Origin of the sequence: Bacteroides sp., from assembly GCF_052357945.1 — a bacterium.
Lineage (GTDB): Bacteria > Bacteroidota > Bacteroidia > Bacteroidales > Bacteroidaceae > Bacteroides.
On record NZ_DAWCXD010000075.1, the window covers coordinates 11,736 to 24,794 of the forward strand.

At 42.0% G+C, this 13,059-nt stretch carries 11 protein-coding genes; 5 read left to right on the forward strand and 6 right to left on the reverse strand.

All coding sequences use genetic code 11. From position 1 onward, the window contains the following. The 3 genes from ACT8YW_RS14040 to ACT8YW_RS14050 all read right to left on the reverse strand — a co-directional run. The coding region (locus ACT8YW_RS14040; protein ID WP_444105670.1) for an FAD-binding protein at nt 1-551 on the reverse strand (551 nt) is incomplete at its 3' end. A 37-nt stretch (nt 552-588) separates the two neighbouring features. Continuing rightward, nucleotides 589-1,293 (reverse strand): succinate dehydrogenase/fumarate reductase cytochrome b subunit, encoded by a 705-nt coding sequence (locus tag ACT8YW_RS14045; protein WP_004324017.1) that lies wholly within the window; start codon nt 1,291-1,293, stop codon nt 589-591. A gap of 211 nt (nt 1,294-1,504) precedes the next feature. Next, nucleotides 1,505-2,374: a helix-turn-helix domain-containing protein gene (locus tag ACT8YW_RS14050; protein WP_444105672.1), complete on the reverse strand. Its 870-nt coding sequence runs from the start codon at nt 2,372-2,374 to the stop codon at nt 1,505-1,507. A 155-nt stretch (nt 2,375-2,529) separates the two neighbouring features. Here ACT8YW_RS14050 and ACT8YW_RS14055 point away from each other — a divergent pair, with 155 nt between their 5' ends. Further along, nucleotides 2,530-2,769 (forward strand): hypothetical protein, encoded by a 240-nt coding sequence (locus ACT8YW_RS14055; RefSeq protein ID WP_444105674.1) that lies wholly within the window; start codon nt 2,530-2,532, stop codon nt 2,767-2,769. Beyond that, nucleotides 2,732-3,067 (forward strand): FN3 associated domain-containing protein, encoded by a 336-nt coding sequence (locus tag ACT8YW_RS14060; protein WP_444105676.1) that lies wholly within the window; start codon nt 2,732-2,734, stop codon nt 3,065-3,067. The genes ACT8YW_RS14055 and ACT8YW_RS14060 overlap by 38 nt, the downstream gene beginning before the upstream one ends. On the opposite strand, the gene ACT8YW_RS14065 is transcribed toward ACT8YW_RS14060, so the two are convergent. Both ACT8YW_RS14065 and ACT8YW_RS14070 read right to left on the reverse strand, forming a co-directional pair. Further along, nucleotides 2,981-4,561, reverse strand: coding sequence for a sulfatase family protein (locus ACT8YW_RS14065; protein WP_444105678.1), 1,581 nt, complete (start codon nt 4,559-4,561; stop codon nt 2,981-2,983). The genes ACT8YW_RS14060 and ACT8YW_RS14065 overlap by 87 nt on opposite strands. Further along, on the reverse strand, nt 4,554-6,047 hold the full coding sequence (locus ACT8YW_RS14070) for a sulfatase-like hydrolase/transferase (protein WP_444105680.1): 1,494 nt from the start codon (nt 6,045-6,047) through the stop codon (nt 4,554-4,556). The genes ACT8YW_RS14065 and ACT8YW_RS14070 overlap by 8 nt, the downstream gene beginning before the upstream one ends. Before the next feature lie 197 nt (nt 6,048-6,244). Here ACT8YW_RS14070 and ACT8YW_RS14075 point away from each other — a divergent pair, with 197 nt between their 5' ends. Further along, nucleotides 6,245-6,694: an ISAs1 family transposase gene (locus tag ACT8YW_RS14075; RefSeq protein ID WP_444105689.1), complete on the forward strand. Its 450-nt coding sequence runs from the start codon at nt 6,245-6,247 to the stop codon at nt 6,692-6,694. A gap of 291 nt (nt 6,695-6,985) precedes the next feature. Beyond that, nucleotides 6,986-7,948, forward strand: a complete 963-nt coding sequence (locus tag ACT8YW_RS14080; protein ID WP_444105682.1) for a glycoside hydrolase family 18 protein — start codon at nt 6,986-6,988, stop codon at nt 7,946-7,948. Between the two features lie 117 nt (nt 7,949-8,065). Here ACT8YW_RS14080 and ACT8YW_RS14085 read toward each other — a convergent pair whose 3' ends face one another. Next, nucleotides 8,066-12,184, reverse strand: a complete 4,119-nt coding sequence (locus ACT8YW_RS14085) for a two-component regulator propeller domain-containing protein (protein WP_444105683.1) — start codon at nt 12,182-12,184, stop codon at nt 8,066-8,068. A 190-nt stretch (nt 12,185-12,374) separates the two neighbouring features. Here ACT8YW_RS14085 and ACT8YW_RS14090 point away from each other — a divergent pair. Beyond that, nucleotides 12,375-13,059, forward strand: a 685-nt coding sequence (locus tag ACT8YW_RS14090) for a carboxypeptidase-like regulatory domain-containing protein (RefSeq protein WP_444105685.1), incomplete at its 3' end; no start/stop codon positions are given.

The window sequence follows — 13,059 nt, forward strand, 5'->3', positions numbered from 1 at the left end:
ACAGTACCTACGTTTACCTGACGGCTCAATGCAGAGTAAGCACCCAGCAACAACTGCTGACCAGTCTGGCCTTTAGCGTAGAAAGTACGGGATACCTGTGCGCCACCGAAAGAACGGTTGTCCAGTGTACCGCCATATTCGCGAGCGAAAGGAACACCTTGTGCCACACATTGGTCGATGATAGCGTTAGACACTTCAGCCAGACGATATACGTTAGCTTCACGGGCACGATAGTCACCACCTTTTACAGTATCGTAGAACAGACGGTAAACGGAGTCACCGTCATTTTGATAATTCTTTGCAGCATTGATACCACCCTGTGCAGCGATAGAGTGTGCACGACGGGGAGAATCCTGAATACAGAAATTGAATACTCTGAAACCCATTTCACCGAGTGAAGCAGCGGCAGAAGCACCTGCCAGACCCGTACCCACAACGATGATGTCCAAACGGCGTTTATTAGCGGGGTTCACCAATTTCTGGTGAGCTTTATAGTTGGTCCATTTCTCAGCCACCGGGCCTTCTGGAATTTTTGAATCTATCTTGATCATAATATTATTTACAATTTAATCATTTACAATTTACTATTTAGCAAGCACCACCACAAATAAGTGTTTTCACAAAGAATACCACTACTACCAGTGCGAAACCGAGTACAACGATTGTAGAATAGATGTTAGAAATACATTTCCAACGATCAATCCATACTTTGTTGTTCCATCCCAGTGATTGCATTGAACTCCAGAAACCGTGAGTCAGGTGGAACCACAAAGCAAACAGCCAAACAAGGTAAAGAACTACGTAAACCGGACAAGAGAAAGTCTGCTGAATGTGATATGCGCCGTTAGCAGCGTAAGCCAATGTCAATGTATCAGCGTGCATGCCCATGTTGTGCATCAGTTCCGGCAACTGCATTTTTGCCCAGAAGTTGAAGAGGTGCAAACCAAGACCTACGATAACGATAAGACCCAGCACCAACATGTTTTGAGATGCCCATTCTACAGTTTTCGGTTTGTCTGTCACTGCATAGCGTTCGCTACCACGCGCTTTGCGATTCTGCATTGTCAGCCAGAATGCGTAGATAATGTGAATTACGAAAAGAGCAGCCAGTCCTGCGGTAGCCACTAATGCATACCAGTTTGCTCCCAGGAACTCACAGATCATGTTGTAACCATCAGCCGAGATGATCGCAACCAAGTTCATCGCCATGTGAAATGTTAGAAACAGGACAAGGGCGATACCGGTAACGCTCATCACCACTTTCCTTCCTACAGATGAATTACTTAACCACATAAATGATTGAATTTAAATTATTTAATTGTTAGAACTAAAATTTCGACGTTTTACACCTCTTACAGACTGCAAAAATAGGGGAAATAGATTGATTGAGCAAGGAATTAAAGAAATAATTCTTTAATAATGGATCAATACGCCAATGTGTCAATATGCCAGCCAGTATGCGCGCATGGTGCAACTGATTGGCACATTCGTAGGATGGGACTGTTTATTGTACCTTTCCGATTTTCTCACCGTCGGCTGCTTTTTTGCGTAAAGCGCGTGGGGTATCGCCGAAAGAGTCTTTACAGAAGTGTGCGAAATGCGACAGGGAGTCGAATCCGTATTTGTTACAGATTTCAGTGATTCGCATCTTGGTGTGTTGCAGGTCTTCCAGAATTCCTTCCCGTTTCTTTTCCAGTATCCATTCATATACGGGCATACCATACAGGTTTTTGAAGAGGCGGCGGAAAGTAGTGGTCGTATATCCTCCCAGGTGTGCAAATTCTTCTACGTTTTTCACGTTGCTGTAGTTTTGCATGACGAAGTAGTGGAAACTTTCCGTATATGTGCTGATTGGATAGAAGAATGAGCTTAGCTGGGGTAGCGGGTAGAAATTGGTAATCAAGAAAACTAATTCCTTGCATTTTAAGTCGATATACTTGCTGCAAGGGGCTTCCTCACCGAGGAATTCGGATATACTGGTGACAAGATGGTACAGTTTTTCACTCATGACAAGCGGAGTGTAGGTCAATGGGGCCCCTGTCTGTTCCATCATTTCTTTGTACCGTTCTTCGCAGAGCAGAGGTAGTTCGTTGAACCAATAGACAACATATTCAACATCTGTCAGTGCCAATATTTCAACCTTGGAACCGATAGCTTGCAGGATAAACTGCTTTTCACGCAGTGTATTTCCGGGATATTCTTCGCTGTTGATCAGTAATTCACCCTTTATCATAAAAAGCATACAATTCTGTGTACACTTATCCTTGGGGATATGTTCTCCTTTGGGTAAATTTCTATATACAAGGATATTCTCAGTGGCTTTGGGGCATCCCGTACAGTTGGTATATTGTATGCAAAATGAATCTCCTGCCATGAAGTTATTCGTGAATTGTTATTTATGGGGAACAAAGATATAATTTTTTTGCGGAAAACGACATGCTTTCTTTCATTTATGTTTTAGTAGAAAGCTTTGTATGATTGTTTTTATTATAGTGGAATGAACTTATAACTAAAATATGCAACTATATTATGAAGAACAAAAAGGCATTAATAGGAATGGCGGGCATGGCTGTATTGTCTGCCGAAGCTATCGCACAGAAGCCAGTCAATATCGTCCTTATCAACCTGGATGATGCCGGAAACGGAGATTTCTCTTGTCGTGGAGCAGTTGGTTATCAGACCCCACATATTGACTGGATGGCTGCCAATGGGATGGCAATGAACAATTTCTATGCGGTTCAGCCCATTAGCGGTGCTTCGTTGCTATGAGCAGTTAGGATATGGTTATGCCCGTCATTTCTTTACGGTTTCTGCTACTTATACATCTGTTCCTGATGATAATTGTCTTGTCGTCTCGTTGGAGAGTCTGCCTGATACGAAAACTTATTATACGCTGGATGGTAGCCAACCGACAAAAGGCGCTTTTCTGTATGAGAATCCCCTTCGGATAGATAAAAGTTGTGTGCCTAATTATATTTTCTTACTTGTAGTAGAACTTCTCGAGGACTGTTTGCATTTCAGGATACTTATCATCCGTATCTCCTGTTTCTTTGCGAAGTCTCAATAAATCTTTCTTCATTTGTTTGATGATTGATGCGTACTTCGGATCATTATAAAGATTATGATTCTCGTGCGGGTCATTCTGCAAATCGTAGAAATCCCATGCAGGTGTAAATTCGAAGTTTTCCGTGTCGGTCATGCCCAGGTTCTTTGCATAGTAGAAAATGAGCTTGTACCGGTCTGAACGGATGGCAAAATGTGCCGGACGAATGGCATGATTGGTCCAGTAGCGATAATAGATTTCTTTTCGCCAATCTGACGGGGTCTTTCCTTCGAGGTTGTCGACAAAGCTGCGTCCCTGTACATTATCCATCTTTACTCCGGAGAATTCTGCCAGTGTCGGTGCAAAGTCGACATTTAATACGAGATCTTTCAGACGTTGTCCTGCAGGAATCTTTTTGGGGTAGCGAATCACGAAAGGCATACGGGCTGATTCTTCATAGAACATTCGTTTGTCGAAGAAACCATGTTCGCCTAAGAAATAGCCTTGGTCGGATACATACACTACGATGGTGTTATCGGCAACTCCCATTTCGTCCAGTGTTTTCAGGAGTTTGCCGATGTTGTCGTCGACGGTGGCTCCACAACGCATATAGTCACGGATCAGTTTCTGATAAGCTGCTCGTCTGGCGGTGGTTCGTTGCATACCTTCCGTGCTGAATGGCAGTCCGGGATAGCGGCACCACCATTTGTCGGGATCTTTCGAAGCAGTTCGCCAGCGGCGTACCAGCTCTTCCAGTTTTTGTCCGATAAAAGAACGCCCGTTTGTTTCCGGTCCCCAGTCCAACAGGTTTTCCGGTTCGGGGAAAGTGACGCCGTCGTAAAGATGTTCCATACGTATCGGATAATCATAAGGTTCGTGAGTGGCTTTGAAGTGACAGCACATCAAGAAAGGTTGTTTTCCGTCCTGCTGTTTCATCCACCGGATTGCTTTTTGTGTGACGAGATCGGTAGAGAAACCAAGTACCCGTTGACCGAAGTTCCGGTTGCCCGGCCAGGGGTCAGTACTTTCGATGAAAGTCGGATCACGATATTCTCCCTGGTCGTGGAAGATGGAGTAGTAGTCGAATCCCTGTGGTTGTGACTTGATATGCCATTTTCCGACAAGTCCCGTATGGTAGCCGTTGGCTTGCAGGACGGTTGCCAGTGTAGGGATCGAAGTATCCAATGAATCTGCCAGTGTGTAAAGTCCGTTCTGGTGACTGTATAGTCCAGTCAGGATGCTGGCACGGCTGGGGGCAGAGATAGAATTGGTGCAGAAACAATTATCGAGGACTACACCTTCGTTGGCGAGCCGGCGGATGTTGTTGTTATAGGCATAATCTGCCAGTACTCCACCGTAAATACCCCATGCTTGCGAGGTATGGTCATCGCTTAGAATAAAGAGAATGTTGGGACGTTGTTCGTCCTTTTGTCGGTTTTCTTGTCCGGCTGTTTGGGCATTCAGGATTTGAGTAGCTGTTCCTGCTGTCAAAATCCCAGTTAGTAGTAGTTTATTCATAAATATATAATTGTTGCATTTCTTTAAAAGTCAGTTTATGACCATCCTGCCACCAGTTGGGATCGTTCAGGTTGCAGAAATCATCTTCCTCTTCCATGCGGAAAGCCAGTTGCTTTTTCAATTTATTCGCTTCTTCTCTCTTTTCGGTCAGTAAGTTATGCATTTCCAACGGATCTTTTTGAAGATCGAACAGTTGTTCGGTTATCTTTCCATTCACGTGATAAATGATGTATTTGTAGGAGTCGTTGACAAATGCCCGCTGGATGTTGGAGTAAGCCAGAAACAGTTCTTTGCGGTGCGTTGTCCCAGAGTCTTCCAGTACGGGATAGAGCGACTGGGCGTTCATACTTTCCGGCAGGGGAATATTTGCCAGCTCGCAGAGAGTCGGGGCAATGTCGTGCAGATAGCACAGTGATTGGTTCTTTTCTCCTTTCCGGTTTTTGTATGAAGGGGCTATGATGGTGAGCGGCACTTTGACGCTATGGTCATAGAGGTTCTGTTTACCCAATAAGCCGTGTCGTCCTACTGCCAGTCCATTGTCTGAGGCAAAGACGACGATGGTGTTTTCTGCTTGTCCCGTTGCGCGCAATACTTCCATGATACGTCCTATCTGTACATCCACTTCACTTATCATGCCGTAGTAATCGGACAGTTCTTTTTGTATCTGCTGTTCGGTGCGTGGTGCCGGTAGCAGTAATTCGTCGCGTACTCTCATTTCACCGTTATTAAACGGATGTTTGGGAAGAAAGTTGCGGGGGACATCCAGTGTGTCGGGGCTATATTTCCGACCGTAGTTGGGGAGTTGGTTGCGAGGATCGTGCGGAGAGGTGAAAGCCACGTAAGCCAGGAAAGGTTGTTTATCTCCTTTTTGCTTTTGAAGAAACCGGATGGCTGCGTCTGCATACATTTTGGAAGAGAATTCTTCTCCTGTGAATTTCGTTTTCGGTCCATATACCCCTGTGGAGTCGTAATGGTTGAGGTGTGGCGAACAGTGCCCGTTTTGTTCATAAGGATGCATTCCACCGAAATAGATGTTGTCGCCCTCCTGAAAGGAACGGTTGAATGCGGCTTTGTCCGAGTGCCATTTTCCGGTGGCAAAGGTACGGTAACCGTGTCGGCGGAATTGTTGCGGGAAGGTGGTATGTGCTTTCGGAATTTTCATACCATCGGATTGAATGTTGTATAATCCGCGCCCTGTCATGAGCATGGCCCGGCTAGGCATGGACAAGGCTCCGCATAAAGCACCGTTAGTGTACGTGTTTGTGAATGTGACACCTTCGGCAATCAGGCTGTCGATGGCGGGTGTATATACATCTTCGTTTCCCAAAGCATGGATGGAAGACGCCTGCAGGTCGTCCGTTAAGATGAAAAGTACATTGGGCTGTTGAGGGATCTCTTTGGCAGTCGATTGACACTCGGCGGTTAATGGGCTGAATGCCAACGGTAGACAGCAGGATATAAATGAATACTGGATGGCTGGTTTCATGTTAACAATGGTTGTATTGTTCTATTTAAAAGTGTCTTATAATGTTTTAGACGCGAATTAAGTAGGTAAATGAATTGACGAAATCCGCAGAGGCTACTTAATTCACGTCTAAAGATAGTGAATGTTATTTATATAATACAGTTTCTTTATAAAAAAACTTCATTTATCCCACGGCTTTTTCATTTCTTTTGAGCGGGTTGCCATCAGAGCCGACTCTTTGCCGGGTATTCAAAAACATAGACGATGAGGCAATGGCTAGTCGTATATCTGCGTTCGTTGATATTTTTTGCAAAGAGATAAATGGTTGGGATACTGATATTATCTGCATTGACGGTAAAACTATGAGAGGTACCGTGTATGAAAATGGGCGTAATCCCGACATCGTATCAGCTTATTCTCTTCGTGGGGGATTGACTCTGCCCACTGATGTATGCGAAGAGAAAAGTAACGAGATCAAATCTCTCCTCAAGCTACTGGATAAACTGGATATCTGGGGATGTATAGTCACCGCAGATGCCATGTCATTCCAAAAATCGATAATAAACAAGATCAGAGAAAAAGGCGGAGACTTCGTCATCGAGCTTAAAGCCCTGACTTTGACAATGCATCACCCTAAACTCCTAGAGCTTCAAATACTGGCTCAATAAGCTTTTGATTATGGGTTAAGCCATTCAGCCAATTTCGTACCCCCATAGTCCCCACTCCAGTGCTGTCGAAAGATATAACAAATATGCTTTATCAAAACAATATTATAAAAATATACCCTGAAACAGACTTTATTTTGTTTTTCCTAACGTTTTTGTGAGTGGCGTTTGTTTTTTCTCTGTTATTGAGAAAACTTTATGTTGATTTTTGGAAGTATTATAGTAATTATTGAACATCCATTCCTGTTTGTTATGTGTATTTTTGTGGTCTAAATTCATTAATTATCAATCATTATGCTAATGCTAAGAAAAATTGTATTCTTCCTTTTTTTATTTGTAGGATTATCGTTATTTGCACAACAAGATTATTTAGTCAGCTCTTATGTTCGGGGTAATTTTTACAATCGCGGTCGTATTTCCACTGAAAGTCTGCGGGCAAGTGACGACCTTATTTTCTTGAATGTTCATCCTAATAAAGACGGATCACTTTCATTTGAAAATCCGCGTGCATTTCAAGGAAAAGGGGTGACAACTTGGGAAGGACTGATTAAATCGGTTCGTGCAAAAGTAAAAGGTACAAAAACGAAAATACGTCTGGGAGCTTCCAGTGGCGAATGGAAAACGATGGTGGCTGATGAGGCTGCTCGTACGGCATTTGCAAAGAATATAAAGACTGTACTGGAAAAGAATAAGCTGGATGGCATTGATCTTGATTTTGAGTGGGCGGAGAATGAGAAAGAATACAAAGATTATAGCCTGGCTATCGTGAAGATGCGGGAGGTGCTGGGAGATCAATATCTATTTAGCGTATCTCTGCATCCTGTTTGTTATAAGATTAGTAAAGAAGCCATTGAAGCCGTTGATTTTATTTCACTCCAATGTTACGGTCCTTCACCGGTTCGTTTTCCGGTAGAGAAATATGATTCGGATATTCAGATGGTACTGAAGTATGGCATTCCCAAAGAGAAACTGGTGGTGGGAGTTCCTTTCTATGGTGTGACAAAAGATAATTCGAAGAAGACAGAGGCTTATTTCAGTTTTGTACAAGAGGGACTGATTACGGAGCCTGCACAAAATGAAGTAATATATAAGGGAGAGAAATATGTGTTTGACGGACAGGACAATATCCGCACTAAGACCCGTTATGCGATGGAGCAAGGACTGAAAGGCATGATGAGTTGGGATTTAGCCACGGATTTGCCACTGGATGATTCTAAATCATTGCTCAAAGCGATGGTTGAAGAATTAAGGAAATGACCTCCCCCACAGGTCGCTAAATTTCCTATTGGGAGGTATCAGAAGAGATTTTTCATTATTGTTCTGAATGATAGAGCAACATGAAAGTAAATTCTACTTCTGATACATCTTCCTTTCTCAAGATTGCTTAATTTGTTTCAGATAATCTGAAGGAGAGACACCAAATTCTTCCTTAAAGCATTGGCGGAAATATCCCGTACTGTTCATTCCTACCTTATAGGCTATTTCAGAGATATTGAACTTCCCTTCAAGCAGCAAACGTTCTGCATTCTCCATTTTCACTTTCCGGATATATTCGTTGGTCGAGAGTCCTGTAAGTGCTTTCATTTTCCGGTAAAGAGTGGAACCGCTCATGCACATTTTATCGGATAGATAGTTAATATCAATCTTCTCTGAAGAAAGGTTTTCCTCGATTAAAAGGGTGATTTTTTCAATAAACTCATTATCTAATTTGCTCAAAGCTTCGGTAATTACTATACGCTTTTCACTTAAATCTATTTGATTTCCCGGACTAGATTGCGCCTGGAATTGAGCTACTAACTTTCTCCTTGAATCGAGCAGATTATTGATACGGCTACGTAGCAGAGAAGCACTGAAAGGTTTCGTCAGGTAAGAATCGGCTCCTACTTCATATCCTTCTTCTTTATCTTGCAGAGAATCTTTGGCTGTCAGCAGGATAATAGGAATATGGCTGGTGCGCACATCATCTTTTAATTGCTTACATAAAGTGATGCCGTCCATCACAGGCATCATAATGTCGCTGACTACAATATCGGGGATACGGCTAAGGGCTTGTTGTTTTCCTTCTTCTCCGTTGTTGGCCGTGATTACCTCGAACGAGTCGGTGAAGGATTCAACTATGTATTTCTGTATTTCTTCATTGTCTTCTACAATCAATAGGATTGGTTTACCGGTATCTAATGTCGCTTCTTGTGAATATTCCAGCTCCGTATTCTGATTCATCTCCTCTTGAACTGGTTCTGTAGAATCTGCATGTAAGGCATTGGGGTAGATGTTATCCGTCAGTAAACTGATATAGAACGTACTTCCCTCATTTTGGACGCTTTCTGCACGGATTTCCCCTTCATGTAAGGTGACGAGATTCTTCACTAAAGCCAGCCCGATACCTGTACCGGATGCCTGATGCTTACCGCTTTCCTGATAATAGCGGTCGAAAATATGTGGCAGGGCCTCGGCAGAAATTCCGTACCCTGTATCACTGACTTTAATTTCCGTATAAGCTACCTCATTACGCATGGTCTGATGCAAACTTAGCGTTACGCGCCCTTGTTCCGTATATTTGATAGCATTGGAAATCAGATTGTCCAAAACAATCGTGATGATTTCTTTATCGAAGAAAAGAAACATTTCTTCTTTTTCTATCTGAATCCGGAAATCAATTTTGGTATTTTGATTTAACTCTTTGTATTTAAGCCCTATTTCATAAATCAGAGGGGCAATGTTCCCTTTGCTGACACACAATTTCTTGTTTTGTGTTTCTGTTTTTCGGAATTCCAGAATCTGATTAATCAGATTGAGCAATCGTAGCGCACTCTGATAGATAACTGATAGTTTCTGGGCTTGTTTTGCAGGAAGCGATGCTTCTTTCTGCATATCTTCGAGAGGACCGAGGATTAAGGTCAGAGGGGTACGTAGCTCATGCGTGATATTGGTATAGAAACGCAAGCGTTCCTGATTTAATTCCTGTTCCTGCTCATGGTTTTTCTTTTCCAAAGTATAAAGACTCTCCAGATCTAACTTCTTTTTGTAAGCATGCAAGATAAGATAAATGATACTGATAGATGCCAAGATGTAGATAAGTTTTGCCCACCACGTCAACCAGAGAGGAGGATTGATACGGATGGTCAGGGAAGTGGCTTCTTCCGGCCATTCCTGATTATGTACTCGCGCTTTGATGAAGAATTCATATTTTCCTGGGGGAATGTTGCGGAAAGTGACATTGTTACTTTCATTGACGGTGTACCACGAGTTTTCGAGCCCTTTCAGCATATAAACATACTCTACTTGATTGACGAGAGAATAGTTTTGAACATTGAATCTCACTCCGAAGCTATTTTGTGCATGACTCAATTCAACGTTTGCTCCTTTGGAGAGATTGATAATCATGTCATTGTTTTCCAGATTACTCAACCGTCCCAGTATTTTCATCTCTGTGACAACTGCCGCTGGGGCCGGTTGTTCATTCATGGTTATGTCAGGATTGAAACAACATACTCCATTGATAGAACCGAAATAAATATGTCCATTCTTACTTTGTGTTACACAACCGCTTGAGAAACTTCCTGCCGGAACATCGTCAGAGTGGCCATAGTTATAAAAACAGTCTTTATTCGTAACATAGCAACTGATACCTTTATTATTGCTAAACCAGATATTCCCTTTTTTATCTTCTGTTATTGCACAGATATTTGTATTGATTAAGCCATCTTTTCGTTGGTAAGTTTTGTAATTCAGTTCATTAGTCGACAGGAAACAAACTAATCCTTCTCCCGTTCCTATCCACATTCTTTTTTGTTTATCTTGTATGATCTGATTGATAGTGTTAGAACAAAAGCCATCTCTTTGAGTGAACGTCTTGATTTTCTGTAAGTCCGGGGTGTATATGCCAAGTCCGTCTCCGAAAGTTCCAATCCAAAAACGTCCTTTCTCATCTTGGGCTATAGAACGTATAAAATCACTGTGCAGTTCGCTATTATCTGTATTGTAATGCTGGATAATCTTCATGGTTAGAGGGTTTAATACAACAATTCCTCCACTATATCCTACCCAAATGTTATGTTGGGCATCTTCATAGATCGTACGGACGTCTAGATTAGATTGTCCCATGAGGGAGATGGAACGGAATCTTTTATTCCGGCTATCATAATAGCTGATTCCTCCTTGGTAGGAACCGAACCATAAATTCCCTTTTGAATCTTGTAAAGAAGCTAATATAAAATTCGAAGGAATGTCTCCACTCTCTTTTCTATAAATGGCAATACGTTTCTCTCCTTCAAATACATTAATACCTCCTCCATCTGTTCCGATCCAAACCCGTCCTTGTCTGTCCATACAAAGACTGCTGGCTACTTTGTTGTTCAGGCTGTTTTCATTGTTTGGAATCGGAGAATAGCTTAACGTGGTGAACAAAGGAGGTTTACTACTAATAAAGTTGATGCCTCCTCCCCATGTTCCTATCCAGATATTGTCGAAAGAATCCTGGAATATACATCGAGCGCTTGCATTAGAGAGGCTTCGACTATCATCACCCTCCTGTATGTATTCAATAGAAAGCTCCTCTGGTGAGAGAAACATACCCTGTTTCAGATTTAATATGGCAATACCATTGAGCTCTGAAGCAATCCAGAGCCTGTTATCTTTTAATTGCCGGATAGATAATATACGACTGCATAAAGTGGCATACTTGTCATTCTTATTATTTCTGAATGTGATAAAGTTCTCATTAGCAGCATTATATAGAGCCAATCCATTATTTGTTCCTAACCAGATGTTACCGTTTGCATCTTTTATGATACAAAACACATCATTACCGGGCAAACTCGTCGGATTTCCCGTTTCATTCTGGAAATTCTTTACGCTTTTGTCTTTGAGAGAAAAAATACTGAATCCGCTTCCAACATGGCCGATATACAAATTGTTGTCTCCTCCGTCCAATACTGTCCATGTCTGATTGGAGGGCAGACTAGGCACCGTACTCTTATTATAATGTGTGAATTGCCCATTATTAATATTTAGATATTCTATACCTCTATAATAGGTGCTGACCCATAAACCATCATCGTTTTGGGTGGAAGGAGAGATATCCGTTACATCATTTGTAATCAGGCTGTGTGGATTTTCCGGGTTATGTTGGTAGGCGGTAAATGTTTGTTCGTCATAATTGTATGCATTTAGTCCGTCTCGTTGAGTGGCTATCCAAATGATGGGACGTTTGGAATCAGCATACACCCGGTTGAGTTCGTTGCCGGTAATTCCCTGATTGTTATGTGGCAAATCATTTTTATAATAAGTAATGAAGCGGGTGCCGTCAAATTTATTAAGTCCTTCTTCTGTAGCAAACCATAAAAAGCCTTGTTTATCTTGTGTAATACTGACTACATAATTATTGGATAATCCTTGTTCTATTCCCAGTCGTTTTACAGAATGAGACTGGGCTGTCAATTGAAGAATGGACAACAAGGATAAAAATAAAGTAGAAGCAATGTGTTTTTTCATAACTCGTGCTTATTTGTTTCAATTATCAGCTCAAAAATAAGAATAAATATTTTATTTAGAGTATGTAAATCGTTCATTGCACGATTTGCATAGCTCTTCTGCATGATTTTTGCTTATTTCATTTATGTCAATATTCTATATTTGCATTGGAAAAAACAACAAAAAATGTTTAATCTTTAAATTCTAATTTATGAGGTATGTAAGAATCTTATGCATGTGTGTCGTACAGTTGCTTCTGTCAGCTGCAGCATTTGCACAAACACAAGTTACAGGACATGTGGCCGATGTGAGAGGAGAGGGTATCATTGGTGCCAATGTTACTGTCAAAGGAACTTCTAATGGAACCATTACCGATATCGATGGTAACTTCACAATTAATGTAGATGATAAAAATGCCACATTGGCAATTTCGTTCATCGGTTATAAGACTAAAGAGATGAAGATAGGCGAAAAGGCACATCTTCAAATCGTTCTTGAAGAAGATACGGAAACTTTGGATGAAGTTGTGGTGGTGGGCTATGGTACACAAACTAAGAAAAGTCTGACCGGAGCCATCAGTGATGTTAAGTCTGATGCGTTGACGCGTTCTGTTTCTACGACCACTGCGGGAGCCTTATCCGGTAAGATAGCAGGTGTGTCTACACGTGCTGTGGATGCCCGTCCGGGTAGAGGTATCAATCTTGAAATCCGTAATATGGGTAGCCCCCTGTTTGTAATCGACGGTATTCCTTATGGTGGAATGAACAGCCGTGACTGGTTGCAGGCATCGGATGTTTCCGGTAGCGATGTGTTTAATGCTCTGAATATCGAGGATATCGAGAGTATCACAGTCTTGAAGGATGCTTCTGCTGCTATTTACGGTTTGCGTGCATCAA